Source organism: Bordetella sp. 2513F2, from assembly GCF_054642735.1.
This window is the reverse complement of the sequence record NZ_CM137755.1, coordinates 3,960,698-3,985,957: the sequence shown is the minus strand read 5'-3', so window position 1 is coordinate 3,985,957 and position 25,260 is coordinate 3,960,698. Positions and strand designations below refer to the sequence as shown.

Annotated in this window: 29 protein-coding genes, 1 tRNA gene and 1 pseudogene; 13 read left to right on the top strand and 18 right to left on the bottom strand. The window is 66.1% G+C overall.

Annotated features, from left to right (window positions below):
- Positions 1 to 3 precede the first annotated feature (3 nt).
- A complete protein-coding gene (locus tag ACYBYQ_RS18835) occupies positions 4 to 597 on the top strand; it encodes an efflux RND transporter periplasmic adaptor subunit (protein WP_459615946.1) in 594 nt (197 codons plus the stop codon).
- Here the strand turns inward: ACYBYQ_RS18835 and ACYBYQ_RS18830 are convergent.
- From ACYBYQ_RS18830 to ACYBYQ_RS20890, 5 genes and pseudogenes are all read right to left on the bottom strand, one after another.
- Positions 586 to 1,407 carry an IS3 family transposase gene (locus ACYBYQ_RS18830; RefSeq protein ID WP_126624674.1) on the bottom strand — a complete coding sequence of 274 codons (822 nt, stop codon included), beginning with the start codon at positions 1,405 to 1,407 and terminating at the stop codon, positions 586 to 588. The genes ACYBYQ_RS18835 and ACYBYQ_RS18830 overlap by 12 nt on opposite strands.
- Positions 1,404 to 1,493 (bottom strand): annotated as a pseudogene (locus ACYBYQ_RS18825) (DUF1153 domain-containing protein); the annotation flags it as partial. The gene ACYBYQ_RS18830 and the pseudogene ACYBYQ_RS18825, both read right to left, overlap by 4 nt.
- 42 nt (positions 1,494 to 1,535) lie before the next feature.
- Positions 1,536 to 2,623 (bottom strand): IS3 family transposase gene (locus ACYBYQ_RS18820; protein ID WP_459615945.1). Its coding sequence is split into 2 segments (ribosomal slippage): positions 1,536 to 2,371 and positions 2,371 to 2,623, totalling 1,089 coding nucleotides; the frame shifts between segments, so codons are not numbered across the junction.
- 13 nt (positions 2,624 to 2,636) lie between these two features.
- Positions 2,637 to 2,915 carry a DUF1153 domain-containing protein gene (locus ACYBYQ_RS18815; RefSeq protein ID WP_459615944.1) on the bottom strand — a complete coding sequence of 93 codons (279 nt, stop codon included), beginning with the start codon at positions 2,913 to 2,915 and terminating at the stop codon, positions 2,637 to 2,639.
- A gap of 41 nt (positions 2,916 to 2,956) precedes the next feature.
- Complete coding sequence (locus ACYBYQ_RS20890) at positions 2,957 to 3,088, bottom strand: hypothetical protein (RefSeq protein ID WP_510676923.1); 132 nt, start codon at positions 3,086 to 3,088, stop codon at positions 2,957 to 2,959.
- Here ACYBYQ_RS20890 and ACYBYQ_RS18810 point away from each other — a divergent pair.
- On the top strand, positions 3,038 to 3,349 hold the full coding sequence (locus ACYBYQ_RS18810; protein WP_510677852.1) for a type II toxin-antitoxin system RelE/ParE family toxin: 312 nt from the start codon (positions 3,038 to 3,040) through the stop codon (positions 3,347 to 3,349). The genes ACYBYQ_RS20890 and ACYBYQ_RS18810 overlap by 51 nt on opposite strands.
- Entirely contained in the window at positions 3,321 to 3,656 is a 336-nt protein-coding gene (locus tag ACYBYQ_RS18805) for a helix-turn-helix domain-containing protein (RefSeq protein ID WP_459615943.1), read from the top strand. The genes ACYBYQ_RS18810 and ACYBYQ_RS18805 overlap by 29 nt, the downstream gene beginning before the upstream one ends.
- A gap of 216 nt (positions 3,657 to 3,872) precedes the next feature.
- On the opposite strand, the gene herA is transcribed toward ACYBYQ_RS18805, so the two are convergent.
- Together herA and ACYBYQ_RS18795 are read right to left on the bottom strand one after the other, a co-directional pair.
- The gene (gene herA, locus ACYBYQ_RS18800; RefSeq protein ID WP_459618821.1) at positions 3,873 to 5,546 is read right to left on the bottom strand and encodes an anti-phage-associated helicase HerA; all 1,674 of its coding nucleotides are present in this window, start codon (positions 5,544 to 5,546) and stop codon (positions 3,873 to 3,875) included.
- A 68-nt stretch (positions 5,547 to 5,614) separates the two neighbouring features.
- The gene (locus ACYBYQ_RS18795; RefSeq protein ID WP_459615942.1) at positions 5,615 to 6,880 is read right to left on the bottom strand and encodes an SIR2 family anti-phage-associated protein; all 1,266 of its coding nucleotides are present in this window, start codon (positions 6,878 to 6,880) and stop codon (positions 5,615 to 5,617) included.
- A gap of 74 nt (positions 6,881 to 6,954) precedes the next feature.
- Between ACYBYQ_RS18795 and ACYBYQ_RS18790 the strand changes: the two genes are divergently transcribed.
- Genes ACYBYQ_RS18790 through ACYBYQ_RS18780 form a run of 3 tightly spaced genes read left to right on the top strand, consistent with a single transcriptional unit; the run spans position 6,955 to position 8,013 of the window.
- Positions 6,955 to 7,275: a DUF1153 domain-containing protein gene (locus tag ACYBYQ_RS18790; RefSeq protein WP_459618820.1), complete on the top strand. Its 321-nt coding sequence runs from the start codon at positions 6,955 to 6,957 to the stop codon at positions 7,273 to 7,275.
- A gap of 22 nt (positions 7,276 to 7,297) precedes the next feature.
- A complete protein-coding gene (locus ACYBYQ_RS18785; protein WP_459615941.1) occupies positions 7,298 to 7,522 on the top strand; it encodes a hypothetical protein in 225 nt (74 codons plus the stop codon).
- Positions 7,501 to 8,013, top strand: coding sequence for a hypothetical protein (locus ACYBYQ_RS18780; RefSeq protein ID WP_459615940.1), 513 nt, complete (start codon positions 7,501 to 7,503; stop codon positions 8,011 to 8,013). Before ACYBYQ_RS18785 ends, ACYBYQ_RS18780 begins: the two co-directional genes overlap by 22 nt.
- A 19-nt stretch (positions 8,014 to 8,032) precedes the next feature.
- Here ACYBYQ_RS18780 and ACYBYQ_RS18775 read toward each other — a convergent pair.
- Positions 8,033 to 8,108, bottom strand: a tRNA-Phe gene (locus ACYBYQ_RS18775).
- Between the two features lie 208 nt (positions 8,109 to 8,316).
- Between ACYBYQ_RS18775 and hemA the strand changes: the two genes are divergently transcribed.
- The 5 genes from hemA (at position 8,317) to ACYBYQ_RS18750 (ending at position 12,527) form a co-directional block, all read left to right on the top strand.
- Entirely contained in the window at positions 8,317 to 9,591 is a 1,275-nt protein-coding gene (gene hemA / locus ACYBYQ_RS18770; protein ID WP_459615939.1) for a glutamyl-tRNA reductase, read from the top strand.
- Between the two features lie 85 nt (positions 9,592 to 9,676).
- Positions 9,677 to 10,759: a peptide chain release factor 1 gene (gene prfA, locus ACYBYQ_RS18765; RefSeq protein ID WP_459615938.1), complete on the top strand. Its 1,083-nt coding sequence runs from the start codon at positions 9,677 to 9,679 to the stop codon at positions 10,757 to 10,759.
- 11 nt (positions 10,760 to 10,770) lie between these two features.
- Positions 10,771 to 11,583, top strand: coding sequence for a peptide chain release factor N(5)-glutamine methyltransferase (prmC, locus tag ACYBYQ_RS18760; protein ID WP_459615937.1), 813 nt, complete (start codon positions 10,771 to 10,773; stop codon positions 11,581 to 11,583).
- Between the two features lie 36 nt (positions 11,584 to 11,619).
- Positions 11,620 to 11,946, top strand: a complete 327-nt coding sequence (grxD, locus tag ACYBYQ_RS18755; protein WP_459615936.1) for a Grx4 family monothiol glutaredoxin — start codon at positions 11,620 to 11,622, stop codon at positions 11,944 to 11,946.
- 2 nt (positions 11,947 to 11,948) lie between these two features.
- Positions 11,949 to 12,527 carry a UbiX family flavin prenyltransferase gene (locus ACYBYQ_RS18750; RefSeq protein ID WP_459615935.1) on the top strand — a complete coding sequence of 193 codons (579 nt, stop codon included), beginning with the start codon at positions 11,949 to 11,951 and terminating at the stop codon, positions 12,525 to 12,527.
- An 81-nt stretch (positions 12,528 to 12,608) separates the two neighbouring features.
- On the opposite strand, the gene ACYBYQ_RS18745 is transcribed toward ACYBYQ_RS18750, so the two are convergent.
- Positions 12,609 to 13,142, bottom strand: a complete 534-nt coding sequence (locus ACYBYQ_RS18745; protein ID WP_459615934.1) for a DUF934 domain-containing protein — start codon at positions 13,140 to 13,142, stop codon at positions 12,609 to 12,611.
- A complete protein-coding gene (locus ACYBYQ_RS18740; protein WP_459615933.1) occupies positions 13,135 to 14,871 on the bottom strand; it encodes a nitrite/sulfite reductase in 1,737 nt (578 codons plus the stop codon). The genes ACYBYQ_RS18745 and ACYBYQ_RS18740 overlap by 8 nt, the downstream gene beginning before the upstream one ends.
- A 212-nt stretch (positions 14,872 to 15,083) precedes the next feature.
- Between ACYBYQ_RS18740 and ACYBYQ_RS18735 the strand changes: the two genes are divergently transcribed.
- Complete coding sequence (locus tag ACYBYQ_RS18735; protein WP_459615932.1) at positions 15,084 to 16,499, top strand: amidase; 1,416 nt, start codon at positions 15,084 to 15,086, stop codon at positions 16,497 to 16,499.
- A 68-nt stretch (positions 16,500 to 16,567) separates the two neighbouring features.
- On the opposite strand, the gene ACYBYQ_RS18730 is transcribed toward ACYBYQ_RS18735, so the two are convergent.
- The 8 genes from ACYBYQ_RS18730 to ppc all read right to left on the bottom strand — a co-directional run bounded on the left by ACYBYQ_RS18730 (position 16,568) and on the right by ppc (position 24,265).
- Entirely contained in the window at positions 16,568 to 17,230 is a 663-nt protein-coding gene (locus ACYBYQ_RS18730) for a carbonic anhydrase (RefSeq protein WP_459615931.1), read from the bottom strand.
- Positions 17,231 to 17,296: 66 nt separating this feature from the next.
- Complete coding sequence (locus ACYBYQ_RS18725) at positions 17,297 to 17,644, bottom strand: FxLYD domain-containing protein (RefSeq protein WP_459615930.1); 348 nt, start codon at positions 17,642 to 17,644, stop codon at positions 17,297 to 17,299.
- Positions 17,645 to 17,698: 54 nt separating this feature from the next.
- Positions 17,699 to 17,995, bottom strand: coding sequence for a YciI family protein (locus tag ACYBYQ_RS18720; protein ID WP_459615929.1), 297 nt, complete (start codon positions 17,993 to 17,995; stop codon positions 17,699 to 17,701).
- 44 nt (positions 17,996 to 18,039) lie between these two features.
- The gene (locus ACYBYQ_RS18715) at positions 18,040 to 18,687 is read right to left on the bottom strand and encodes a 3-oxoacid CoA-transferase subunit B (RefSeq protein ID WP_459615928.1); all 648 of its coding nucleotides are present in this window, start codon (positions 18,685 to 18,687) and stop codon (positions 18,040 to 18,042) included.
- Positions 18,684 to 19,373, bottom strand: a complete 690-nt coding sequence (locus ACYBYQ_RS18710) for a 3-oxoacid CoA-transferase subunit A (protein WP_459615927.1) — start codon at positions 19,371 to 19,373, stop codon at positions 18,684 to 18,686. The genes ACYBYQ_RS18715 and ACYBYQ_RS18710 overlap by 4 nt, the downstream gene beginning before the upstream one ends.
- 65 nt (positions 19,374 to 19,438) lie before the next feature.
- Entirely contained in the window at positions 19,439 to 20,164 is a 726-nt protein-coding gene (locus ACYBYQ_RS18705; RefSeq protein WP_459615926.1) for an SDR family oxidoreductase, read from the bottom strand.
- A 40-nt stretch (positions 20,165 to 20,204) separates the two neighbouring features.
- Positions 20,205 to 21,131, bottom strand: a complete 927-nt coding sequence (locus tag ACYBYQ_RS18700) for a 3-hydroxyacyl-CoA dehydrogenase NAD-binding domain-containing protein (RefSeq protein ID WP_459615925.1) — start codon at positions 21,129 to 21,131, stop codon at positions 20,205 to 20,207.
- 278 nt (positions 21,132 to 21,409) lie between these two features.
- Positions 21,410 to 24,265 (bottom strand): phosphoenolpyruvate carboxylase, encoded by a 2,856-nt coding sequence (gene ppc, locus ACYBYQ_RS18695; protein ID WP_459615924.1) that lies wholly within the window; start codon positions 24,263 to 24,265, stop codon positions 21,410 to 21,412.
- 140 nt (positions 24,266 to 24,405) lie between these two features.
- Here ppc and queC point away from each other — a divergent pair, with 140 nt between their 5' ends.
- A complete protein-coding gene (gene queC / locus ACYBYQ_RS18690) occupies positions 24,406 to 25,107 on the top strand; it encodes a 7-cyano-7-deazaguanine synthase QueC (RefSeq protein WP_459615923.1) in 702 nt (233 codons plus the stop codon).
- The last annotated feature ends 153 nt before the right edge of the window (positions 25,108 to 25,260 follow it).

Genomic DNA, 25,260 nt, shown 5'->3' with positions numbered 1-25,260 from the left:
GGCATGGCTCTCACAAGAAAGCGGCTCCCGGGCGTACTGGCGCTTGCATTCGCCGCGATGGCGCTCGTTGGGGCATGGCTGCTGGCTCCGGCAGCGCCGCCGCACGACGGCGGTGCGATGGCGCCCGCGATGCAGCCCTCGCTTTCCGTCGCCGTCACGACGCCGGAAATCCGCGCCCTGCAAATGCGCGTGCCGGCCAATGGGAATATCGAGGCCTGGCAGGAAGTGAGCATCGGCGCCGAGACCAGCGGCCTGCGGCTGGCCGAGATCGCGGTGGATGTCGGGGATGCGGTGCGCCGCGGCCAAGTGCTGGCCCGCTTCGCCCCGGAAACGGTGCAGGTGGATCTCGCCAGGAGCCGTGCCGTGGCGGCAGAGGCCGAGGCGGCGCTGGCCGAAGCCAGCGGCAACGCACGGCGCGCGCGTGCCGTGCGGGGAAGCGGCGCCTTGTCGAACCAGCAGATCCAGCAGTACGAGGCCACGGAGCTCGGGGCCAGGGCGCGCCACCTCGCGGCGCTCGCCGATGTGCAGGCGCAGACACTGCGCCTGGAGCATACCCGTGTATTGACCCAGCAGAACCTGCTCAGGTTAAGCGGCTAATGCAAATGCCTCAGCCGGGGTCTTCATGCCAAGCGCCTGGTGCGGGCGTCGGTCGTTGTAAAAGCGTATCCAGTCTCCGATCACGCGGCTGGCGTGTTGGATCGTCTCGAAGCGGTGCCGATGCACGCACTGTTCCTTGAGCGTGCGGATCACCCGTTCGATCATGCCGTTCTGCTGCGGGCAGTGCGGCGTGATGAACTCCTGGCGCAAGCCGTAGCTACGCACCAGGGCGGTGTAGCTGCGCGAGGTAAAAACCAAGCCGTTGTCCGAGCGCAGCAGAAACGGCATCGGTACTCGCCCCAGCGTCCCGAAGCGAGCGATCAGAGCGTGTTCCAGAGCAGCACCCGCCGTGCAGGCCCTACCGCTTCGCGACAGATGCCAGCCAAGCAACTCACGTGTGTGGCAGTCGATCACCAGCGCCAGCGTTGCCCAGCCGTCCCGTCCGGCCCACACGCGACACAGGTCCGTAGACCAGCGTTCATTGGGCATCGTCGCTACCGAAGGCAGAGCCTGGATGCGAGGCCTGAACCCGATCGGCCGCTTGCGAACCTGCCAGCCCATCAACTGGAACACGCGCTGCACGGTGTTCTTGTTGAACCCCAGCAGGTGCGCCACCGTCCGGTACCCAAACGACGGCGATTCCTCGATCATCGCCTTGATCGGCACGGCGAACTTGGGATCGACCTTGGGTGCGGACTTCACCGGCTTGTAGTACACCGTACGGCGCGGCACACCGAACCAGCGGCACAACTTGGCGATCGAGACGGTGATACCGTCGGCTTGCAGTCCCTGGCGGATCGTCTCGATCACTTCTCGTCCTCGCCCAGCAGGGACTGCAATTTTTTTCTGGCGCGCAGCTCCAGCATCGCCTCGCCATAGGCCTCTTGCAGGTCCTTGGGTAATCCCCCCATTTTTAGCGTTTGCCAGAAGTAGGAACGCTATGCGGCCATGGCGAGCCGCTGTTTCGGGGTAAATCCGCCCAGTGCCATGTTCGGGCGCTCGTGATTGTAGGACCACATCCACTGCGTGGCGACACGCTGAACGTGATCCAGATCGTCCCAATGATATTGGGACAGCCATTCGTAGCGAACGGTCCGGTTGAATCGCTCGACGTAGGCGTTCTGCTGGGGTCGGCCCGGTTGAATATATTCGAGCTTGATGCCCCATGTGCCTGCCCACTGCACAATGGCCGCACTCAGGTACTCCGGACCGTTGTCGCAACGAATCGCCGAGGGTTTTCCTCGCCAGCCAATGATCTGCTTGAGCGTGCGAATCACACGCTCTGAAGGCAACGAGAAGTCGACCTCGATGCCCAGCGCCTCGCGGTTAAAGTCGTCGATCACGTTCAGCACTCGGATGCTACGTCCGTCGGCAAGTTGGTCGTGCATGAAGTCCATCGACCACACCTGGTTGACCTGGGTAGGTACCGTCAACGGCTCGGGCGCCTGCCGAACCAGCCGTTTGCGCGGTTTGATCCGCAAGTTCAACTCGAGCTCGCGGTAGATCCGGTACACGCGCTTGTGGTTCCACCGCAAGCCGCGGACATTACGCAGGTACAGAAAGCACAACCCAAAGCCCCAATTGCGGTGGTTGTCCGTCAGGCGAAGCAGCCAGTTTGCGATCTCCTCGTTCTCGGCGTCGGTCTTGGCGATGTACCGATAGCAGGTCTGGCTAATGCTGAACGCCTCGCAAGCCATCCGGATTGATACGCCGTGATCTTGCACGGCACGTCGGGCCATCTCGCGGCGGCGAGATGGCCTCACCACTTTTTTTCGAGCGCCTCCGTCACGATCTCGGCCTTGAGCTTCTCCTCGACGTACATCTTGCGCAGGCGCGCGTTCTCGGCTTCCAGCTCCTTCATCCGTGCCATCAGCGACACGTCCATGCCACCGTACTTCGATCGCCACTTGTAGAACGTCGCCGAGCTGATGCCCAGCTCCCGGCACAGTTCGGGTACCGCAAGGCCGGCTTCCACCCGTTTGATGGCTTCGATGATCTGGCTGTCCGTGAATCGTGACTTCTTCATGCTGTAGAACTCCTCAACGAGAAAATTCTACTTCTGACCTCAACGCTTTTGCGGGGGGATTACCCTTGAGCTGGCGTTCGTACTGTTCGCGCACGTCCTGCGGATTCGCGCGCAGGGCGTTCTCCATGCCCCGCTTGCCGTCATCGATCCACTGTTCGACCTCCGACGGCGATAGGTCGTACTGACGGCTTGCCTCAGCCACGGTGGTCTTGCCCTGAATGATGTCCAGCACCAGCGCACTCTTGCGCTTGGCCGTCCAGCGTTTGATGTCTTCTTCCATCTTCGTGCTCAACGTCGTTTCCTCGATTATGACGTGAGCAGGATTTCACTGGGTCAATACACCCGCGTGCTGGCCCCGGACGATGGCGTGATTTCCGTGCGCAGCGCCACGGCGGGCCGCTCCCGGAGGATGTCATCCGTTTTTTTGGTCACGCACTGCACTTCGCGCAACAAGGCGAGCAGCACGATGCCGCCAAGGTGCTAAAGGGCTTTGGCGCGGCCGATGTGATTGAAGTCGTCGAAAGCGACTCGCATGGCACATACCGTGCTGTGTATACGGTTCGATTCCTTGAGGCTGTCTACGTGCTGCATGTGTTCCAGAAGAAGAGCAAGAAGGGCATCGAAGCGCCCAAGCCAGATATGGATCTGATCCGTGACCGCCTCAAGGCCGCGACCGAAGCGGCTCAGGAGCTGAGAAATGAAAAAGCACGACGCAAAAAAAATTGATATAGAGGTCAGCTCTGGCAACGTGTTTGCCGATCTTGGTCTGCCTAACGCTGAAAAACTCAAGATCAAATCCGGCCTCACCATCGAGATTACGAAGGCCATCCGCAAGCTTGGCTTGACTCAGGCAGAGGCCGCCAAGCGCATGGGCCTGACGCAACCCAAGGTGTCCGCCCTGCTGAATGGAGATTTCGCCAACTTCTCCGAACGCAAGCTGATGGATTGCCTGAATCGCCTGGGCTACAACATCGAGATTCGGGTACGGCCGACGAAAGAACCTGTTGGGCATTTGCTGCTTGCGCACGCCTGATCAGGTGTGATGGTGATCACGGAGGCTTTGCAATGACTGAACCCCGATTTAAGAGCGATGCGTTCGAAGCCATTCATAGCGCAGCCTCGGATCTTCATCACGCTGGCGTGGTGAGCAAACAAACGATGCGCGAGTTCGATGAGATGTGCCTCGCAGAGGCGTTTCGTTCTGAGGCAAAAAACCATCATGAATGCTCACGACCATCCACAGCTTGTTTTAAAGAGCTTGTCCCCATCTGGCGAAAGCCCCATCGGTGGAGTCTGGGAGAGGATCAGCATTCGGAGCTCGCAACATCGTTGGCATAGCAATGCTGCCGCCGAACACGATTGCGGTTTGTCGCGCTAGGCCTGCAATTCTTCGGACCTCACGCCGGTCGGCCCATTCGCTTGCAGACTGAACAGCATTTAAGTCCTTCTCTGATGTAAGGCGGAAGGTGATCCAGTTGTTGCACTGAGATAAGACAGTCGGTGAGATTTCAGAAGGTCGCTGCGTGCTCAGCCATAAAGCAAGGCCGAATTTGCGCCCTTCTTTTGCTAGGCGCTCATAAGCAAGCGATTTTTCATTGGCTTCTTCTCCTGATCCTATTGGGCGCATGTAGTGATGAGCCTCTTCCAATACAAGCAGTGTCGGGATTGCCTGCGCCTGCCCGCGTCGAAACAGTTCGTATGCATAAAGTTCAAGCAAGGATCCAAGGACAAAGGGAGTCAAGTCATGAGATACGTGACGCAAATTAATGATGTGTACTCGCCAACTCACCTCACGACCTCCGAAGATACGTTCAACCAAGTTGGCTGATTCTGTGGCCCACGATAGGGAAGCGCCTCCGCTACTGGGACCGCCATTTACATTGACAACGTCTGTGAACATGGGGTCTTCGGCAAATCGGTGAATGCGAGTTACCAGTGGGGAGACATTTGAGTAGTGAAAACTTGAGCGTTCTGGCTCCCCATTCCTGCCGGGTTGTATTCCATGGCTTTCGGCGATAAGTGCTGCCAAAGCTGCCATATGTGGCCACTCATCGGCGAGCGTGGCGCGACCCGTTCGTAGACTTTGAATTTTGGCTTCGGCCTCTCTCGCACCGGTTTGACGGCAATCGTCGTACAAAGAAGCCTGCTGATCTGTCGCTAGGCCTGCCCCTTTTTCATCAGGGAACCATCGAACTTTATTCAAGTGTTCAAGCGCAAATGAGAGCGCAGGTCTCTGAGTTTTTTCACTAGGGATGAGCAGCCGATGAAGTCCAAATCGGCCAAGCGCAAAATATGGAACTTTAAATGAGTCTTCCTCATTGCCCCCAAGCGTGGTGCGTTTGACAGAATTGGGAGCTAGATCTGGCAGATTAAATGCGTTTGGATACTCGCCATTAATGTCGAAGATAACAATACGCGCTCCGGGAAGGCGGACGATTTGCTGGAGGGTTGCAGCAGTAAAGCAGCTTTTTCCCTGACCGGAACTGCCAAGCACAGCCACGTGTCGTGAGATCAGGCTCTCCAATCCCACACGAAGCATGCCGCCACCACGGAGATCCTCGCCGAGCACGATGGGAAGATCTTCATCCTCTGCGTTTCCCAGTGCTGCTGCAAGTTCATTCCCAGTTAGGGGAAAGGCCTTGGCTCCAAGAGGTGGTGTAGGCAGAGAGTCGCTAACGAACTTAGGGACGTTGTTTTCTCGTTTTAGCTGCCCGACGACGACGCCGGTCATGTTTCGCAAAGGTTCCGCTTGATGTGTGCTGGAACCAATCCCCAAGCGATGAGCTTCCCTAGGTTCGGCGAAACTCAATGTCAGCACCTTCATTACGAGTGCTCGGTCGCCCGCATCCAATGCAAGTAGACTACCCACTTCCGTAACGGTGGAAACGCCTTGAAGGTGAGATGCTACTTGGCCGCGATGCATGTCGAGGAGGTTTAGCGTGACCTCTGCTCCGTCAACTTGAACAACGTAACCGATGGGTTGTCGGCTTCTCATAGAAATACATCCGGGATATCGTTGGCCGCACTTGCAGCCGGTTGCTCCGGTGATTCTCGAAGGGCCTTTTCCAACTTTCGCAAATCCTCGTCATAGAGCAAGGGGTCCGGAAGCTGAGTTGCAAATTTGTCGAGGTGAGCGGCTTCGCCTCCGCCAATGACCGTGACTCTGGGATTTTTCAAGGACAATAGTTTTCGAAGAGCGCTCGGCAGTTTGGTGGCGGTTACATCCCCAGTGAACTCGGGGAAATACACCACTAGTTGAAGTGTAGGGTTTAGAAGTGCTGAGCGTAGAAGACGGTTGATGTGTTCGTCGCCGAAGCCGTAGCCACAAACCAGCAAAGCAGCTTGTGGACGAGATAAAAACTCAGAGAAGCGCCTGAACAGTTCGCCCAGTACATAGCCAACTGTTTGCATGTACTTTGCAGCCCGTGGCATGACCATAAGACCGAGTTCAGTGTTGTTCACGTCACTAAGAAACTGATTAATCTGCTCTCCAGCTAAGGGCGCTTGTACCTCATAAACCTGCTCAGCATCTTCTCGCCAGCTCAGCGATCCATGCAACTTTGCAAGATAAATGTTGTAAACGCCAAACCGTGCTTCACCACGGGCCTGAGTGTTGCGATAGCCGAGATCAAAGCTTTGGGGCGAAAATCTGCGGCCATGGATTCCTAGAAATCCATTGACGACTTGGAGATCGATGGATTCGGCTGCCCATTCAAAGGCAAGATCGTAGTTTGTTGTGAAGACCCATGGTGCAGCTTGACCTGGCTGGCGAGTGGCAACCAGCTTCTGCAGAATAGTCCTGTGATGTTCAAGTTGATCCGCATCTACTTCTGCTCCTCCCGGTGCTTTCCACCAGGCTGGCTGGAGGCGAGCAGCACGAACAACGGAACGATTGAGTTGGGCTCGGGCCAATTCAAGCTTGGGCAGTGCATCATTGCCTTGGCGAGTCCACTCTACGTGAGCAATTTCAAGCGCATCGGCTAGTTGTTCTACATTTGGAACCTCACGAAAGGCGGGTTCAGTCTCTAGCGCGGACTCTTTTACGAATTGTTGACCGAGAAGCCATTGAGCTTCATCTGGTGAGGTTGCCAGAAAGTCTTCCCAGAGGCCCCACATCGTTTTCCCGCCAGCAGAAACAGACGCTCCAGCTCCCACAAATAGGCCGATATTCTCCAGACGCAATAACGTGGCAAGATGGGCTTGCAGTTCGATTTCATCTTTTAACGGGCTTGTCCCCCGTATACCCACGAAAGCCATATGTAGTTTCCCGTTTTAGATTCATCGGCGACCAATGAAACAGATATTACCGGGGGGTGTCAAAAATTACCAGGATTAGGTGCCGGGTATATACAAATCCAGACATCAAACGCTGGACGGCCAAGCGCAAGAGTGCGCTGGTGCTGGACATCATTCAGGGCAAGACCACCGTGGCTGAGGCGAGCCGTCAGTATGACCTATCGCCCTCGGAGGTGGAACAGTGGGTCGATGACGGCAAGCGGGGCATGGAGAACGCCCTGCGCGCGAATCCGCAGGACGTGCGCGAACAGTACGAACGCCAACTCAAGGACCTGCAAGAGGCCTATGGCGAGGCGATGCTGGAGTTGCGCGCCAGAAAAAAATTGCAGTCCCTGCTGGGCGAGAACGAGAAGTGATCGAGACGATCCGCCAGGGACTGTGCAAGCCGACGGTATCACCGTCTCGATCGCCAAGTTGTGCCGCTGGTTCGGTGTGCCGCGCCGTACGGTGTACTACAAGCCGGTGAAGTCCGCGCCCAAGGTCGATCCCAAGTTCGCCGCGCCGATCAAGGCGATGATCGAGGAATCGCCGCCGTTTGGGTACCGGACGGTGGCGTACTGCTGGGGTTCAACAAGAACACCGTGCAGCGCGTGTTCCAGTTGATGGGCTGGCAGGTTCGCAAGCGGCCGATCGGGTTCAGGCCTCGTATCCAGGCTCTGCCGTCGGTAGCGACGATGCCCAATGAACGCTGGTCTACGGACCTGGTCGCGCGGAACAGCGCTTCTTCAAACGCCAGTCCTCTGCGTCTGTTCCTGCGGAATCTGGCTCGGGATGCTTTGCGGCTTCTGATTTCGTCGTCACGGCGGATGCCATGTTCACGGCTGCTGTCATCGAACATGCTTGACCTCGTTGGTGTTGGTACCAACGAATCGACCGTGTTGATGTTTTTTATTGGTCCTGGTCCTGGAATGGAGTGCTTCTTTATCTATTCCATAAGAAGCATGACCAGCACACTCCCGACGAGGCCGTTTTGCTTAACCAAATGGCCTCCGCGAAACCCGGGGCGGTTCATACAGCCCTTCGGCGCCACCCTCGATGGCGCGGGTTTGTTTCTCAACGGTGCCTGGCGCACAAATGAAAATGCCCAGCCTTGAGGGCTGGGCATCGGATCTCTGGTGGCCTGGGGCGGAATCGAACCACCGACACGCGGATTTTCAATCCGCTGCTCTACCAACTGAGCTACCAGGCCAACGAAGTCCGCCACTATACACGAATTTTTTCGTGTGCGCATGGCGTGGATGTCCCCGCGGTGCGGCTCCGGCGCCGCGCCCCTGCCGGGGTGCGACATCTTGACAATGTGCCGGGAAGGGGGTGGGGAGTATAATCCCGCTGTCTGCTGTTACACATGTTGTGCAGTGCCCTCCGTGCGGCCACGTTCCTGGCCGCGTCCCGCGCCCATGTCAGTTGCCGTCCTCGCCTTTGGTCTGAATCACACGTCCGCGCCTGTGTCGGTGCGCGAGCGCGTTTCCATGCCTGTGGACCTGGTGCGGCCCGCGCTGGCGGGATTGCGCCAGGCCTTTGGCGGGTCGGTGCGCGAGGCGGCGATCCTGTCCACCTGTAACCGCACCGAAGTCTATTGCGCCGCCGAGGCCCAGGTGGCCGAGCAGCTGCCGGCCTGGCTGGCGGAGCACAATCGCATCGAGGCGGTCGCGCTGCGGCCGCACCTGTATCGCCATCACCAGGACGATGCCGTGCGCCACGCGTTCCGCGTGGCCAGCGGCCTGGATTCCATGGTGCTGGGCGAGCCGCAGATCCTGGGCCAGATGAAGGACGCGGTGCGCGCCGCCGAGGAAGCGGGTTCGCTGGGCACGCTGCTGCACCAGCTGTTCCAGCGCACGTTCTCGGTGGCCAAGGAAGTCCGGTCCCAGACCGCCATCGGCGCGCATTCGGTGTCCATGGCCGCGGCCGCGGTGCGCCTGGCCGAGCGGGTGTTCGGGCGGCTGGATCAGGCCCGCACGCTGTTCATCGGCGCCGGCGAAATGATCGAGCTCTGTGCCACGCACTTCGCGGCGCAGCGCCCGCAGTCCATGGTGGTGGCCAATCGCACGCTGGACCGCGCCGAGGCGCTGGCCGGGCGGTTCTCGGCCAGCACCATGAAGCTGGCCGACCTGCCCGATCGCCTGTCGGACTTCGACGTGATCGTGTCCTGTACGGCCAGTTCCCTGCCCATCCTCGGCCTGGGGATGGTGGAGCGGGTCACGCGGCAGCGCCGCCACAAGCCCATGGTCATGATCGACCTGGCCGTGCCGCGCGACATCGAGCCCGAGGTGGGCCGCCTGGACGACGTCTTCCTGTATTCGGTGGACGACCTCGGCCGGCTGGTGCAAAGCGGCACCGACGCGCGCCGCGCGGCGGTGGTGCAGGCCGAGGCCATCATCGAGACCCGCGTCCAGGGCTTCATGCACTGGATGCAGTCGCGCGAGGTGGTGCCGGTGATCCGCGACCTGCACCAGGCCGCGGCCGACGTGCAGTCGGCCGAGCTCGAACGCGCGCGGCGCCTGCTGGCGCGCGGCGAGTCCCCCGATGCCGTGCTCGAGCAACTGGCGCACGGGCTCACGCAGAAGTACCTGCACGGCCCGCTGGCGGCACTCAACCGCAGCGAAGGCGAGGAGCGCAAGCAGCTGCTCGCCTGGATGCCGCGCCTGTTTCCCAGCCGCGACACGCGGCGTTAGCGGCGCCTGCGCGCTCCGCCTTCCGGGGCGGACGTTCGCCTCGCGGGCGCCCGCCATGCCTTTCCCCATTTTGCAGTAGCCGCCTATGAAAGCTTCCATGCGCACCCGGCTGGAACAGCTGTCCCACCGCCTGATCGAAGTGGACGCCATGCTGGCCGAGCCCGACACCGCGTCCGACATGGACCGTTTCCGCAAGCTGTCGCGCGAGCGTTCCGAGCTCGAGCCGGTGGTGGAGGCTTTCAAGGCCTACCAGGGGACCGAGGCCGATCTGCAGGCGGCGCAGGAGATGCTGTCCGATCCCGAGATGCGGGAGATGGCGGAGGAAGAGATCAAGGACGGCCGGGCGCGGCTGGAGCAGCTGGCCGCGGACCTGCAGTTGCTGCTGCTGCCGCGCGATCCCAACGACGGCCGCAGCCTGTTCCTGGAGATCCGCGCGGGCACGGGCGGCGACGAGAGCGCCCTGTTCTCGGGCGACCTGCTGCGCATGTACACGCGCTATGCCGAACAGCGCGGCTGGCGGGTGGAGCTGATGTCGGAGAGTCCGTCGGAGCTCGGCGGCTACAAGGAAGTGATTGCGCGCATCGACGGCGACGGCGCCTACGGCCGCCTCAAGTTCGAGTCGGGGGCGCACCGCGTGCAGCGCGTGCCCGCCACCGAGGCGCAGGGCCGCATCCATACTTCGGCCTGCACGGTGGCGGTGATGCCCGAGGCGGACGAGGCGGGCGAGATCGTGATCAATCCGGCGGACCTGCGCATCGATACGTTCCGCGCCAGCGGCGCGGGCGGCCAGCACATCAACAAGACCGATTCGGCGGTGCGCATCACGCACCTGCCCACGGGCCTGGTGGTGGAGTGCCAGGATGACCGCTCGCAGCACCGCAACAAGGATCGCGCCATGCAGGTGCTGGCTGCGCGCCTGAAAGACAAGGAGATGCGCGAGCGCCAGAGCAAGGAGGCGGCCGAGCGCAAGAGCCTGATCGGCTCGGGCGACCGTTCCGAGCGCATCCGCACCTATAACTTCCCGCAGGGCCGCGTCACCGACCACCGCATCAACCTGACGCTGTACAAGCTGCAGCAGATCATGGAAGGCGACCTGGACGAGCTCACCGGCGCGCTCATCGCCGAGCACCAGGCCGAGCAGCTGGCGGCGCTGGGCGACGAGGGCTGAGGCGCGACGTCATGGCGCTGATCGCCGATCTGCTGCGCGATGCGCGCCTGCCGCGGCTGGAGACCCGCATGCTGCTGGAGCACGTGCTGGGCCGCCCGCGCGCCTGGCTGCTGGCGCACGACACCGACCCCATGCCGCCGGAAGCCGAGCAGGCCTACCAGGCGCTGGCGGCGCGCCGGCTGGCCGGCGAGCCGATGGCCTATCTGGTGGGCGAGCGCGAGTTCATGGGGCATCGGCTGCGCGTGACGCCGGACGTGCTGATCCCGCGTCCCGACACCGAATTGCTGGCCGAGACGGCGATCGCCGCGGCCGGCGCGCGCCCCGGCCTGGCCGTGCTGGACCTGGGCACCGGCAGCGGCGCCATCGCCATTGCGGTGGCGCTGGCCTGCCCGCAGGCGCAGGTGCATGCCACCGACAGCAGCCGCGCCGCGCTGGCGGTGGCCGCCGGCAACGCCGGCCGCCTGGGGGCGCAGGTGCGGTTCTTCGAGGGCGACTGGTATGCCGCCCTGCCGGACGGCCAGCGCTATGACGTGATCGTGTCCAACCCCCCCTATATCGCCGACGGCGATGCGCACCTCGGGCAGGGCGACCTGCGCCACGAGCCGCGCGGCGCGCTGACCGACGGGGCCGACGGCCTGTCGGCGCTGGCCCGCATCGTTGCCGGCGCCCCGGCGCGGCTGCGCGCCGGCGGCGCGCTGTGGCTGGAGCACGGCTGGGACCAGGCCGAGCCGGTGCGCGCGCTGCTGCGGCGGGCCGGCTTTGCCGGCGTGGAGAGCCGGCGCGACCTGGCCGGCATAGAGCGCATTTCCGGCGGGTACCTATAATTGAACTGTTCCGCTTCCCCCGTTTTCGAGGCCACCATGAGCGACGTGCAAGAATTCATCCGTGAAACCGTTACCCAGCACCCCGTGGTGCTCTTCATGAAGGGTACGGCCCAGTTTCCCCAATGCGGCTTCTCCGGCCGCGCCATCCAGATCCTGAAGGGCTGTGGCGTGAAGAAGCTCGTCACCGTGAATGTGCTGGAAGACGACGAGGTGCGCCAGGGCATCAAGGAATTCTCCAACTGGCCCACCATCCCGCAGCTCTACGTCAAGGGCGAATTCGTCGGCGGCTCGGACATCATGAACGAGATGAACGAGAGCGGCGAGCTCAAGCAATTGCTCGACGACGCCGGCGCCACGGCCTGACGATGCGGCGCTTGGTCGTCGGCATCACGGGCGCCACCGGCGCCCTGTATGCGGTGCGCATGCTGCAGGCGCTGCGCGCGGTGCAGGACGTGGAGTCGCACCTGGTCATGTCCGCGTCCGGCGTGCTCAACATCAGGCATGAGCTGGACATCGGCCGCCATGAGGTCCAGGCGCTGGCAGACCACGTGCACAGCGTGCGCGACGTGGGGGCCACCCTGGCCAGCGGCGCCTTCCAGACCGCCGGCATGGTGATCGCGCCGTGTTCGATGCGCACGCTGGCGGCCGTGGCGCACGGCCTGTCGGACAACCTCATCACGCGCGCCGCCGACGTCACGCTGAAAGAGCGCCGGCGCCTCGTGCTGATGGTGCGCGAAACGCCTTTCAACCTGGCGCACCTGCGCAACATGACGGCCGTGACCGAGATGGGCGGCATCGTCTTTCCGCCGCTCCCGGCGTTCTACCATCGTCCGGCGTCCATCGAGGAGATGGTGGACCACACCGTGGCCCGCGTGCTGGAGCTCTTCGACATCCACGTGCCCGGCCCGCGCTGGGAAGGCACGGGCAGCCCTGGCGGCGCCTGAGGGTCGGAAAGGCGGGGTGTCTGACACCTCGCTGTCCCTGCCGGTGCTACGCAATGCCGGTCTTGCGAATTGCCGCAGCGCTCAGGCAACAGCCGGGGCAGGATACGAGCGCTGGTAGTGCACGCTGAAGGTCTTCAGCGCGGCCAGCGCGGCGTGGGGATCGTGGCCGGGCTTCACCAGGAAGCTGTCGAAACCCACCCGGGCCTGGTAGTGGATGGTGTCTATCATCACGTCTCCCACGGCCCGCAGTTCGCCGCGCCAGCCGTAGCGGTGGCGCAGCTGCTGCGCCAGCGAATAGCCGCGGCCGTCGGTGTAGGCGGGGAAGTCGATGGCGATCAGCCCGATGCCGGCGGGGTCCAGCGTTTCGGCGCCGCCTGCCAGCTCGACCAGGTCGGCGTCCGGCGGCAGCAGCAGGCCCACCGGATGCCTGCGCGCGCGCAGGGCGTCGCGCGCGGCGTTCCACGTGGCCAGGGGCACGATCCAGCCGGGTTCGTCGGCGGGCACGGCATCGGCCGCAGCGCCTTCGGCCGGCACGTAATTGCGCCAGGCGTCGGCTTCCAGGCGGCCGTTGCGGATCAGGTGGGGACCGTTCGGTTCCAGGGCGGCGTCAGGCATCGGCGGTCTCCTTATGGGGCTTGACGATCGCGGGGTCGCTGTACACGTCTTTCTTGAACGGATCGATGCCGACGCGGTCGACCACGTCGATGAAGCGCTCGGCGTCGCTGTCGCGCAGGTCCAGGTAGGTGCGGATCAGGCGGTCGACCACCACCGGCACGGTGTCGCGCGCGAACGAGGGGCCGATGATGCGGCCGATGGCCGCGCCGCCGCCGCGCAGGGACTCCAGGTCGGGCAGCGGCTTGGCCGCGCCGTTCTGGCGTCCGCCGATGGTGACCTGATACCACTCCTCGCCGGCCTTGTCCACGCCCAGGATGCCGATGTGGCCCACATGGTGGTGGCCGCAGGCGTTGATGCAGCCCGAGATGTTCAGGTCCAGTTCGCCGATCTCGAAGAGGTAGTCGAGGTCGTCGAAGCGGCGCTGGATGGCCTCGGCCACCGGGATGGAGACGGCGTTGGCCAGGGCGCAGAAATCGCCGCCGGGACAGGAGATGATGTTGGTGAGGAGGCCGATGTTGGCGGTGGCCAGGTTCAGCGCGCGCAGCTCCTGCCACAGGTCGAACAGGCGCGCGCGGCGCACGTCGGAGAGGATCAGGTTCTGCTCGTGCGAGACGCGCAGCTCGCCGAAGCCGTAGCGTTCGGACAGGTCGGCCACGGCGTCCATCTGGTCGGCCGTGATGTCGCCCGGCGGCACGCCGGTGGCCTTCAGCGACACGGTGACCGCGGCGTAGCCCGGCACCTTGTGCGCGTGCACGTTGCGGCGCAGCCAGTGCGCGAAGGCCGGATTCAGCGCGGCCTGGCGTGCGGTGGGGTCGGCTTCGTCGGCAGCCTGCGGGTCGTACTGCGGCCAGGTGAAGCGGCTGGCAATGGCGTCGACGTGCTCCTGCGTGAGCGTGTCGGGGCCATTCTTGATGCGCTGCCATTCTTCGTCGACCTGCCGGGCGTACTCCTCGGGCGTGAGGTCTTTCACGAGGATCTTGATGCGCGCCTTGTACTTGTTGTCGCGGCGTCCGTGCAGGTTGTAGACGCGCAGCGCGGCCTGCAGGTAGGTGAGCAGGTGCTGCCATTCGACGAAGGGGTTGATCAGGTGGCCGACCATGGGCGTGCGGCCCAGGCCGCCGCCGATCCACACGCGAAAGCCCAGCGTGCCGTCGCGCTCGACCGCCTGCAGGCCGATGTCGTGCACGCCCACGGCGGCGCGGTCTTCCACGGCGCCGCTGACCGCGATCTTGAACTTGCGCGGCAGGAAGGCGAATTCCGGATGCAGCGTGGACCACTGGCGGATGAGCTCGCACCACACCAGCGGGTTGACCAGCTCGTCGGGCGCGATGCCGGCGAAGTGGTCGGTGGTGGTGTTGCGGATGCAGTTGCCGCTGGTCTGGATGGCGTGCATCTGCACCTTGGCCAGCTCGGCCAGGATGGTGGGCACGTCTTCGAGGCGCGGCCAGTTGAACTGCATGTTCTGGCGCGTGGAGAAGTGGCCGTAGCCGCGGTCCCAGGTGCGCGCGATGTGGGCCAGCGTGCGCAATTGCCGGGCGGCCAGCAGGCCGTACGGGATGGCCACGCGCAGCATGGGCGCGTGGCGCTGGATGTAGAGGCCGTTCTGCAGCCGCAGCACGCGGAACTCGTCTTCGGTGAGCTGGCCGGCGAGGAAGCGGCGCGTCTGGTCGGCGAACTGCGCCACGCGCTCATCGACCAGGCGCTGGTCGATCGGGTCGTACACGTACATTTATCGGATGCCTTCGGGTATGGTGGCAGAGCGGCCGCGGGCAAGCCTGCGCCCGGGCGCGGTTTTCATAACCGTAGCAGCCGACCGACCCCATCGTCTAAGTCATTGTGGTTATATGAAAAGAAGGTGGGGCAGGCTGCGCCGCCGGGCCGGCATGCCGCCGGCGCAAGCGTCGTTTTCTCGTTTCCATTCACCACGTCATCGAGGAATCCATGTCAGAGATTGCCTATGCCACCCTGGCCGAACTGTCCCAGGGGTTGCGGGACGGCCGCTACAGCGCCGTCGAGCTGGCGCGCCACTACCTGGAGCGCATCGCCCGGGCCGATGCCAGGCTGCACGCTTACGCCAGCGTAGACGAGGCGGGCGCCCTGCGGCTGGCCGAGGCCGCCGACGCCCGGCGGCGCGCCGGCTACGTGCTGGGGCCGCTGGACGGCGTGCCGATCGCGCTGAAGGACCTGTGCGAGGTCGAAGGCCAGGTCACCACGGCGGGCTCGCAGGCCTGGCGGGAGCGCCGCAGCAGCCTGACCGGCACGGTGGTGCAGCGGCTGCTTGCGGCCGGCATGGTTATCCTGGGCAAGACGCACATGGTGGAGTTCGCCTTCGGCGGCTGGGGCACCAATCCGGTGATGGGCACGCCCCACAATCCCTGGGACCTGGACTGCGCGCGCGCGCCGGGCGGGTCGTCCAGCGGCTCGGGCGTGGCGGTGGCGGCGGGCCTGGCGCCGGCCGCCATCGGCTCGGACACGGGCGGGTCGGTGCGCATCCCGGCCGCCCTCAACGGCATCACCGGGCTGAAGACCACGTACGGGCTGCTCAGCCTGCACGGCGCGGTGCCGCTGTCGCATACCCTGGATTCCATCGGGCCCATGACGCGCGACGCCCACGACGCCATGCTGCTCACCCGGGCGATGGCCGGCCCGGACCCCCTGGACCCGAACACGCTGGCCGCGCCTGCGCTGAGCTGGGACGCGCCGGCCTCCGGCGCACGGCCGCTTGCCGGCACGCGCCTGCGCAGGATGCCGGCCGAGCAGTACCCCATCGAGCCGGATCCGCAGGTGCTTGCCGCTTTCGAGGCGGCCTGCGCGCAGCTGCGCGAGCTCGGGGCCGAGATCGAGACCTGCGAAGTGCCTTTCGATTTCCATGCCATGATGGTGCGCAACGGCCAGATCATCGCGGCCGAAGCCTATGCGCTGCACGGGGCGTATATCGAGGATGCCAGCCTGCCCCTGGGCGAGTTCGTGCGTGCCCGCGTGCTGGGCGGGAAGTCCATGCCGGCTGCCGACTACATCCACGCGCTGCAGGAGCATGCCCGCGCGCGCCAGGCCTGGCGCGTGTGGCTGCACGACGCCGACGCCCTGCTCACGCCGGCGGCGCCGTTCCCGGCCTGCCCGCTCGAGCAGGTCGACGAGGCCGCCACGCCGCTGGCCGCCTTCAGCCGCGCCGGCAATTTCATGGGGGCGTGCGGGCTGGCGCTGCCCGCCGGCTTCAGCGCCGACGGCCTGCCGCTGTCGGTCCAGCTGCTGGGCAAGCCCTACGATGATGCGCGGCTGTGCCGCATCGGCATGGCCTTCCAGGCCGTCACCGACTGGCACCGCCGCACGCCGGACCTCACTGCCCTGGGGTTGTAATTTCCCGGTGTCAGACACCAAGGTGCCAAGGTAGCCAAGGTGTCTGACACCGCCTCGTCCCGGCCGGTCTAGCCGCGGGCGACGCTGGTGGGGTCTTCGGTGCAGGGCTCGAACGCCCCGGTTGCGGGGTTGCGCACGAACAGCATGCCGGTGGCCACGCCGAAGTAGGTGCCGTGCAATTCCAGTTCGCCTGCGGCGACGCGGCGCTGGATCGACGGGAAGGTCATCAGGTTGGCCAGGCTGTGCTCGATCACGCCCAGCTCCAGCCGCTTGAGGTCGGTGGTCCGGTCGCCGGTGCTGGGGCCGAGGCGGTCGGCCACGGGCTGGATCTGGGACATCCACTTGCCGATGAAGTCCATCCGCGAGAGCGGCTCGGCCTCGTCGTGGAAGGCCCGCACCCCGCCGCACGAGGCATGGCCCAGCACCACGATGTGCTTGACGCGCAGGCCGTTGACGGCGAACTCGATGGCGGCGCTGGTCCCGTGATAGGACGTGTCGGCGGCATCGGTCTCGCAAGGGGGCACGAGGTTGGCCACGTTGCGGATCACGAAGAGTTCGCCCGGCCCGGCGTCGAAGATGACTTCGGGGGACACGCGCGAATCGCAACAGCCGATGACCAGGATCTCGGGTTGCTGGCCTTTCTCGGCCAGGGTCTCGTAGCGGCTGCGTTCGGAAAGGAACCGGCCACGCAGGAAAGCCTGGTAGCCGTCGGTGAGTCTTTTGGGAAACATGGTGGCTCCTTGTGTAGCAGTCGGGCGGGATTTTCCCATATCGCGGCCCGCTGCGTGCCGCAGCTGCTACTCGGCCTTGACGTGCAGCGCGGTGAAGCGCACGAAGCGGTGCGGCGTGGTCTCCCGGATGTCCCAGGTGGCGCCCGGCGGAAGCGGCGCGGAGGCGCGGGCCACGATGCGATCGATCTCGCGGCCCTGCTCGTCGTACAGCACGAACGTGACCGAGGGCGAGGGCAGGACGCGCTCGCCGTGGTTGTGCAGCGTGCCGGTGATGGTGGTCTGCCCGCTGGCGGTATCGGTGGTGGCCTGCAGCGGGCCCAGGGCGGCGCCGTAGGGCAGGCTCTGCGCCGGTGCGCAGGGCGGGAGCAGGCTGCCGGCCATGGCCAGCAGCAGGATGGCGCAATATTTGTTCATGGCTGCCTCCGGTGTTGCCCCCGGCGCCGCGCGGCGCCGGCTACGGGCGGCGGGCTACAGATAGCACTTGCCGTCGACGTAGGCCTTGCGCCAGCGCGTGATGGTCACGCGCTCGAAGAGGCCCGCCGCCGAGAAGGGGTCGGCGTCGATGAAGCGCTGGGCCTCGTCGCGCGATTCCAGCGCCACGATGTACAGTCCGCCGCCGGCGTCGCTGCCGTCGTCGTTGAGCTTGGCGCCCGTGGCCAGCAGCAGGTGCTTGTGCTCGTCCAGGAACTTCAGGTGCTCGGCGCGGTGCTGCTGGCGCAGGGCCAGCTGGCCCGGCTTGTCGAAGGTCTCGATGATGTAGGGCATGACGGCTCCGAAAAGGTGATCCGGGCGCCCGGGCCCGGATGCGGTTACGTGCGGGCGAACCTGAGGGGCAGGCCCGTGAGCGCCAGCAGCGACTCGGGCGTGGCATCGCCGTAGATGTCCGTGACCGTGATCTCGCCGCCGTTCAGGTCGAACACGGCCAGGTCGGTGTACACGCGCGAGACGCAGCGCACGCCGGTCAGCGGGTAGGTGCAGGCTTCGACCAGCTTGCTCTGGCCGTCGCGGGTCTGCAGTTCCATCATGACGAAGACGTCCTTGGCGCCGATGGCCAGGTCCATGGCGCCGCCCACCGCCGGAATGGCGTCGGGCGCGCCCGTGTGCCAGTTTGCCAGATCTCCGTGGCGGGAGACCTGGAACGCGCCCAGCACGCAGATGTCCAGGTGACCGCCGCGCATCATGGCGAAGGAGTCGGCGTGGTGGAAGAAGGCGCAGCCGGGCAGCTCGGTGACGGGCTGCTTGCCGGCGTTGATCAGGTCGTAGTCTTCCTCGCCCTTGGCCGGCGCCGGCCCCATGCCCAGCATGCCGTTCTCGGTGTGCAGGATGATCTCGCGGCCGGGCGGCAGGTGGTTGGCCACCAGGGTGGGCAGGCCGATGCCCAGGTTCACGTAGGCGCCTTCGGGGATGTCCTGGGCGACGCGGGCGGCGATCTGGTCGCGGGTCAGTTTGCTGCTCATTGCTGCTCCTTGGCGCCGCGCGGGGCGCTGATCTCGACGACACGCTGCACGAAGATGCCGGGGGTGATCACGTTCTCCGGATCCAGTCCGCCCAATTCCACGATGCCGCGCACCTGCGCGACGGCAACGCGCGCGGCGGTGGCCATGATGGGGCCGAAGTTGCGCGCGGTCTTGCGGTAGGTGAGGTTGCCCCAGCGATCGGCCTGCTCGGCCTTGATCAGGGCATAGTCGGCATGCAGGGGATATTCCAGCACGTAGTGCCGGCCGTTGATCTCGCGCGTTTCCTTGCCTTCGGCCAGCGGGGTGCCGTAGCCGGTGGGCGTGAAGAACGCGCCGATGCCGGCGCCCGCCGCGCGGATGCGCTCGGCCAGGTTGCCTTGCGGCACCAGCTCGAGCTCGATCTTGCCGCTGCGGTAGAGGCCGTCGAAGATCTGAGAATCCGATTGCCGCGGGAACGAGCAGATGATCTTGCGCACGCGGTTGGCGCCCAGCAGGGCCGCCAGGCCGGTCTCGCCGTTGCCGGCATTGTTGTTGACGATGACGAGGTCCCTGGCGCCCTGCTCCAGCAGGGCGTCGATCAGTTCCATGGGCTGGCCGGCGGTGCCGAACCCTCCGATCATCACGGTGGCGCCGTCGGGGACGTCCGCAAGGGCCTCGGCGGCGCTGGAAACGAGTTTGTTGATCATGGATATATACGACCAGTAGGGGCGTGGATGAGAAGGTTGCGCTTCGCGCGGCGGGGCCTGCGGGCTCAGGCCGGCGCCACGCCCAGCGTGGTGCCGCCGCATACGTACAGGATCTGCCCGGTGACGAAGCCGTTTTCCGGCGCCAGGAAGAACATGGCGGCGCGGGCCACGTCTTCCGGGGTGCCGAGCCGCTTGACCACGATGCTGTCGATGATGCGCTGGGTGCGCGGCGCGCCGGCAGGGTTGCTCTTCATGAACAGATCGGTGGCGATGGGGCCCGGACCGATGGCATTGACGGTGATGCCCTCGCCGCCCAGCTCCATGGCCAGGGTGCGGGTCATGCCGATCAGCCCTGCCTTGGTGGCCGAATACACCACCCGTTCGGGCTTGCCCAGGGCGGCGCGCGAGGCCATGTTGACGATGCGGCCGAAACCGGCCTCGCGCATGGCGGGCAGGGCCGCCTGGACCAGGATGAGCGAGGCGCGCAGGTGCAGGTTCACCACGTGGTCCAGGTCGGCCAGCGTGGCGGTGTCGACCGTGCCCGGGCGGGTGGCGCCGGCGTTGTTCACCAGGCCCACGATCGCATAGGCCTCGTTCACCTGCCGCGCCACGGCCTCGGTTTGTCCGGCATCGGTGAGGTCGGCCTGGTACGAGACCAGGCCCTCGGGCGGCGCCTCGGGCAGGCGGTGATCGATGTTGACGACGCGGTGGCCGGCGTCCAGCAAGGCGCGGGCGATGGCGGCGCCGATGCCGGCGCTTGCGCCGGTGACCAGGTAGGCTCGAGGTTTCATGTTCGGTATCCGGAAACGGGAAGGCGGGGCGCGGGGCTCCTCAGCTGCCCGTGCGGCGCGTGAGCCAGGCGGCAAGCTCGGCCAGCGCGGCGCTCTTGTCGCGCAGGATCTGGTCGCGGCGCTCGGGCGGCCAGGCATAGAATCCCTGCCCGGCCTTGGCGCCCAGCTCGCCGTCGCGCACCTTGCTGCGCAGCAGCGCCGAAGGCGTGGTGCGGTTTTCGAGGTCGGGGTACAGGTATTCCGCGATGGCGCAGTGCACGTCGATGCCGTTCATGTCGCGCTGTTCCAGCGGGCCCGACAGGGCCAGGCGCAGGCCCAGGCTCCATTTCACGACTTCGTCGATGTCTTCGGCGCTGGCCACGCCCTGTTCCAGCAGCGAGATGGCCTCGCGCGCCAGCGCATGCTGGATGCGGTTGGCGATGAAACCGGGAATGTCGCGGCGTACCAGCACGGGCCGCTTGCCGACGGCGCGCAGGGCTTCCATGACGCGCGCCACCGTGTCGTCGGAGGTGGCATCGTTGCGCACGACCTCCACCAGCGGGATCACGTCGGCCGGCGTGAAGAAATGCGTGCCCACGAAACGGTCGCGGCGCGCCACGGCCTGCGCGATGGCATTGATCGACAGGCCCGAGGTGTTGGTGGCGAAGACGGCCTGCGGCGCGCACAGGCCGTCCAATTGCGCGAAGACCTCGCGCTTGAGTTCCAGCGTCTCGGGCACGGCCTCGATGACCAGCTCGGCGTCGCGCGCCGCGTCCATGCCGGGCGCGCAGCGGATCCGGCTTTCTGCCGCGGGGTCGGCCTGCAATACCTGCAGCTGCCGTGCGATGTGGCCGCGGGCGCGGTCGAGTGCGCCGTCGACGGGATCGATCAGCGCCACGTCCGCGCCCTTGGCGGCGAACAGCGCCGCGATGCCGCTGCCCATGGCGCCGGCGCCGATCACCGCCAGTCGGGTAAGGGGAAGGTTCATGCTGTTTTGCCCGCAGGCCCATGCAACGGAGCGGCGCGGGAGCGCCCGGCCAATGCGGGCGGTCTCCTCCGCGTTGCCTTTCCGTGCGTGGGCCGGAAAAATCGTTATGTATCCATGCGAGGGTACGACGCATGGGGTCGCCTGCGATAGTACCGAAGGCCCGCGGGCCGCATCCGGGCCCGTGTTGGAAAATGTCCGCAGGATGGACGTGTCGGCCGGCCGGGATTTGCCGGTGCCGGCAGGAGCCCAGGGAACAACGCTGCGGCCCGCGGCCCGGCTCAGCCCGAGTTGCGCAGCCCCGCCGCGATGCCGTTGATGGTGAGGTGGATCGCGCGCTGCACCCGCTTGTCGGGCTTGGCCCCGGAGGATGCCTGGGTGGCGCGGTGGCGCTTGATCAGCTCGATCTGCAGGTAGTTCAGCGGGTCGATGTAGGCGAAGCGCTCGCGCAGCGAGGCCTGCAGGGCCGGGTTGTCGGCCAGCAGGTCGCGCCGGGTGAGCAGGCGCAGCATGTCCACGGTGCGGACGTGTTCGTCCCGGATCATGCCGAAGATGCGCTCGCGCAGGCCGCGCTGCGGCACGAGCTGGGCGTAGCGGGCGGCGATCGCGAGGTCGGACTTGGCCAGCACCATCTCCATGTTGGACAGGAGCGTCCGCAGCGCCGGCCACGACACCGCCATGGCGCGCAGTTGCCCGAGGCGGGCCCGGCGCGAGCGCGGTCCGCCCGGCACGCCTTCTTCCAGGTAGCGCTCCAGCGCGGAGCCCATGCCGTACCAGCCGGTGAGCATCACGCGGCACTGCGCCCACGAGAAGCCCCACGGTATGGCGCGCAGGTCTTCGATGCGCTGGCCCTGCTTGCGCGAGGCCGGACGCGAGCCGATGTTCAGCCCGGCGATTTCGCTGATGGGCGTGGCGGCGAAGAAGTATTCGGTGAAGCCGGGCGTTTCGTAGACGAGCTTGCGGTAAGTGCGCTCGGCATGCGCCGACAGCGCCGCCATCGCCGGGCCGTATTCGGCCATGTGCGCGTCCTCGGCGCTGGCGGCGGCCCGGGACGGCGTCAGCGACGCTTCCAGCGTCGCGGCCACCAGCAGTTCCAGGTGCCAGCGGCCGACTTCGGCATCCTTGTATTTGCTCTGGATCACCTCGCCCTGTTCGGTGAGCCGCAGCTGCCCCGCCACGCTGCCGGGCGGCTGCGCCAGGATGGCATCGAAGCTGGACCCGCCGCCGCGGCCCACCGAGCCGCCGCGTCCGTGGAACAGGCGCAGGCGCACGCCGCGCTGCCTGAACACGTCGACGAGCGCCCGCTCGGCCTGGTAGAGCGACCAGTTCGACGTGAGGAAGCCGCCGTCCTTGTTGCTGTCGGAGTAGCCCAGCATGACTTCCTGGGCGTCGTGCTGGGCCAGGCGCACGCGGCGGCGGATCTCCGGCAGGTCGAGCCAGGCCGCCATGATGTCCGGCCCGCGCTGCAGGTCGGGGATGGTCTCGAAGAGCGGCACCACCATCAGGCCGTCGTCCGGCGCCAGCGCCTCGCCGGCCGGCGCGATCAGCCCCGCTTCCTTCTGCAGCACCAGCACTTCCAGCAGGTCGCTCAGCGTCTCGGTGTGCGACACGATGGTCTGGCGCACCGCCTGCTTGCCGTAGCGGGCCCGGGCGGCGGCGGCCGCGCGCAGCACGGCCAGCTCGCGCGTGGTTTCCTCGCTGTAGTGGATCCAGGGAGAGGCCAGCGGCCGGGCCTGGGCGAGTTCGGCGCGCAGCAGGGCCACGCGGGTTTCCTCGTCCATGGCGGCGTAGTCCACGGGCTGGCCCTGCCACGTGGCCCCGGCGCGCTGGTACAGCTCGGCCAGGGTGCGTTCGTGCACGTCGGAGCTCTGGCGCAGGTCCAGGGTGGCGAGGTGGAAGCCGAATACCGCCACGGCCTGGCGCAGGCCCGTCAGGCGCAGCCGCGCCACGGGCGCTCCGCGGTGCTCGCACAGCGACGCCGCGATGATCGCGAGGTCGCGCTCGAAGGCTTCCGGAGCCGGGTACGGTTCGGCCTCGAACGTGGGGCGGCGGGCGAGTTCCTGCCCGGTGAGGCGGCGCGCCGTGGCGGCCATGCGGGCGTAGATGCCGACCAGCGCGCGCCGGTAGGGCTCGTCGCGCCGATGGGGCGAGGCGTCGCCGCCGGCATCGGCCAGGTGCTGCAGCGCCGGCGCCACGTCCACGAGCAGCGTGGTCATCGACAGTTCCGCGCCCAGCGTGTGGATTTCCTGGAGGTAGTGCTCGAACAGCACGGTGGCCTGGCGCAGCAGGGCGCGCTCCAGCGTGCCGGCGTCCACGTTGGGGTTGCCGTCGCGGTCGCCGCCGATCCAGCTGCCCATGCGCAGGAAGGGCTCCAGCGGTTCGGCCGGCGCGGCGAAGGGGCCGGCCGGTTCGCGGTTGAGCAGCTTGGACAGGTCGCCGTACAGCCGGGGGATCACCCCCAGGAACGTGCTGCGGTAGTACGACAGCGCGTTCTCGATCTCGTCGGCCACGGTGAGGCGCGTGTAGCGCAGCATGCGCGTCTGCCACAGGGTGGCGATGCGGCCGAGCAGGGCCAGGTCGAGCTCGGCGAGCTCCTCGCCGGTGAGCGGCTGTTCGCGCTGCAGCAGCAGCGCCGCGACCTCGCGGTGCACGTCCAGCGTGCTCTTGCGCTGGACTTCGGTGGGGTGGGCCGTGAGCACCGGCATCAGGCTGGCCTCGGCGAGCAGGCGCCGGATGCGGGCCGGGCCCACGCCGAGCTGCCGGAGCCTGTCGACCGCGTCGCGCAGGCTGCCGCGCGGCGGAGCCGGGTCGGCCAGGGTGCGCGCCCGCTGCTCGCGGTTCAGGTCGCGGTCTTCGGCGATGTTGGCCAGGTGCAGGAAGTAGCTGAAGGCGCGCGCCACGGAATTGGGATCGTCGCCCTGCAGGCGCCGCACGCGTGCCTGCAGCGCGCGGCCATCCGCCTCGCGGCCCTCGCGGCGGAACCGCACGGCAGTGCGCCGCAGGGCCTCGATGGTGTCGAAGACCCGCCGGCCTTCGCATGCTTCGATCACCTCGCCCAGCAAGCGGCCCAGCAGGCGGATGTTGTGGCGGGACGGGTCTGCGGCGGGGGGCGCAGGGCGTGCGGCATGCGGCTTCATGGGCGGGACGCGTCGAGAAGTGGGAGGGGAAGGATCTCGGTGCTGCGGGTACGGCCTGGAAACGCGGTGCAGGCATTGTACGCAGGGCCCTGGGCCATGCGTTACAGTCTCTGCTGCATCACTTTCCCCACGCATCCGTCATGCCGACTTCTCCCCGCCGCGCGCTGGTCCTGTTTTCGGGCGGGCAGGATTCCACCACCTGCCTGGCCTGGGCCCTCGAGCGCTACGACCACGTCGAGACCGTGGCCTTCGACTACGGCCAGCGCCATCGCATCGAGCTGGATGCGCGGCTGCAGGTGCTGCACGCCTTGCGCGCGCAATTCCCGCAATGGGCCGCACGGCTGGGCGAGGACCATCTCCTGGACCTGTCCGTGCTCGGGCAGGTGGCCGACACCGCGCTCACCTCCGAACGCGAGATCGAGATGCAGGCCAACGGCCTGCCCAATACCTTCGTGCCGGGCCGCAACCTGATGTTCCTCACGCTGGCTGCGGCGCTGGGCTACCGGCGCCAGCTCGACGTGCTGGTGGGCGGCATGTGCGAAACCGATTTCTCCGGCTACCCGGACTGCCGCGACGACACCATCAAGGCGCAGCAGGTGGCGCTGGGGCTGGGCCTGGGCGCGCGCCTCACGATCGAGACGCCGCTGATGTGGCTGGACAAGGCCGAGACCTGGGCGCTGGCGCAGCGGCTGGGCGGGCGGGCCCTGGTCGATCTCATCGTCGAGCACAGCCACACCTGCTACCTCGGCGAACGTGGCGCGCGCCACGACTGGGGCTACGGCTGCGGGCAGTGCCCGGCTTGCGAACTCCGCAAGGCCGGCTGGCTGCGCTGGCAGGGGTAGCGCCGCGCACGGCCGAGCAGCGCTTGCTGTACGGCCGGCTTGTGCCATGGAAGGCGGGCAACAGGCCGATTCGTCGAGCCAATCGGCAGCTTCGTCGAAAAAACATGGTTGATGCGGCGGCGATTGGTTAAGTTCCGGTGGTCTACGGCCACC

What these genes read in the sequence shown, in the direction of transcription:
- ACYBYQ_RS18735 (WP_459615932.1), top strand. Translation starts at nt 15,084, where the DNA reads ATGTCAGAGATTGCCTATGCCACCCTGGCCGAACTGTCCCAGGGGTTG.
- ACYBYQ_RS18745 (WP_459615934.1), bottom strand. Translation starts at nt 13,142, where the DNA reads ATGCCTGACGCCGCCCTGGAACCGAACGGTCCCCACCTGATCCGCAAC.
- ACYBYQ_RS18700 (WP_459615925.1), bottom strand. Translation starts at nt 21,131, where the DNA reads ATGAACCTTCCCCTTACCCGACTGGCGGTGATCGGCGCCGGCGCCATG.
- grxD (WP_459615936.1), top strand. Translation starts at nt 11,620, where the DNA reads ATGAGCGACGTGCAAGAATTCATCCGTGAAACCGTTACCCAGCACCCC.
- ACYBYQ_RS18805 (WP_459615943.1), top strand. Translation starts at nt 3,321, where the DNA reads ATGAAAAAGCACGACGCAAAAAAAATTGATATAGAGGTCAGCTCTGGC.
- queC (WP_459615923.1), top strand. Translation starts at nt 24,406, where the DNA reads ATGCCGACTTCTCCCCGCCGCGCGCTGGTCCTGTTTTCGGGCGGGCAG.
- ppc (WP_459615924.1), bottom strand. Translation starts at nt 24,265, where the DNA reads ATGAAGCCGCATGCCGCACGCCCTGCGCCCCCCGCCGCAGACCCGTCC.
- prfA (WP_459615938.1), top strand. Translation starts at nt 9,677, where the DNA reads ATGAAAGCTTCCATGCGCACCCGGCTGGAACAGCTGTCCCACCGCCTG.
- hemA (WP_459615939.1), top strand. Translation starts at nt 8,317, where the DNA reads ATGTCAGTTGCCGTCCTCGCCTTTGGTCTGAATCACACGTCCGCGCCT.
- ACYBYQ_RS18750 (WP_459615935.1), top strand. Translation starts at nt 11,949, where the DNA reads ATGCGGCGCTTGGTCGTCGGCATCACGGGCGCCACCGGCGCCCTGTAT.
- ACYBYQ_RS18740 (WP_459615933.1), bottom strand. Translation starts at nt 14,871, where the DNA reads ATGTACGTGTACGACCCGATCGACCAGCGCCTGGTCGATGAGCGCGTG.
- ACYBYQ_RS18730 (WP_459615931.1), bottom strand. Translation starts at nt 17,230, where the DNA reads ATGTTTCCCAAAAGACTCACCGACGGCTACCAGGCTTTCCTGCGTGGC.
- ACYBYQ_RS18720 (WP_459615929.1), bottom strand. Translation starts at nt 17,995, where the DNA reads ATGCCCTACATCATCGAGACCTTCGACAAGCCGGGCCAGCTGGCCCTG.
- ACYBYQ_RS18795 (WP_459615942.1), bottom strand. Translation starts at nt 6,880, where the DNA reads ATGGCTTTCGTGGGTATACGGGGGACAAGCCCGTTAAAAGATGAAATC.
- herA (WP_459618821.1), bottom strand. Translation starts at nt 5,546, where the DNA reads ATGCATCGCGGCCAAGTAGCATCTCACCTTCAAGGCGTTTCCACCGTT.
- prmC (WP_459615937.1), top strand. Translation starts at nt 10,771, where the DNA reads ATGGCGCTGATCGCCGATCTGCTGCGCGATGCGCGCCTGCCGCGGCTG.
- ACYBYQ_RS18835 (WP_459615946.1), top strand. Translation starts at nt 4, where the DNA reads ATGGCTCTCACAAGAAAGCGGCTCCCGGGCGTACTGGCGCTTGCATTC.
- ACYBYQ_RS18705 (WP_459615926.1), bottom strand. Translation starts at nt 20,164, where the DNA reads ATGAAACCTCGAGCCTACCTGGTCACCGGCGCAAGCGCCGGCATCGGC.
- ACYBYQ_RS18715 (WP_459615928.1), bottom strand. Translation starts at nt 18,687, where the DNA reads ATGAGCAGCAAACTGACCCGCGACCAGATCGCCGCCCGCGTCGCCCAG.
- ACYBYQ_RS18725 (WP_459615930.1), bottom strand. Translation starts at nt 17,644, where the DNA reads ATGAACAAATATTGCGCCATCCTGCTGCTGGCCATGGCCGGCAGCCTG.
- ACYBYQ_RS18710 (WP_459615927.1), bottom strand. Translation starts at nt 19,373, where the DNA reads ATGATCAACAAACTCGTTTCCAGCGCCGCCGAGGCCCTTGCGGACGTC.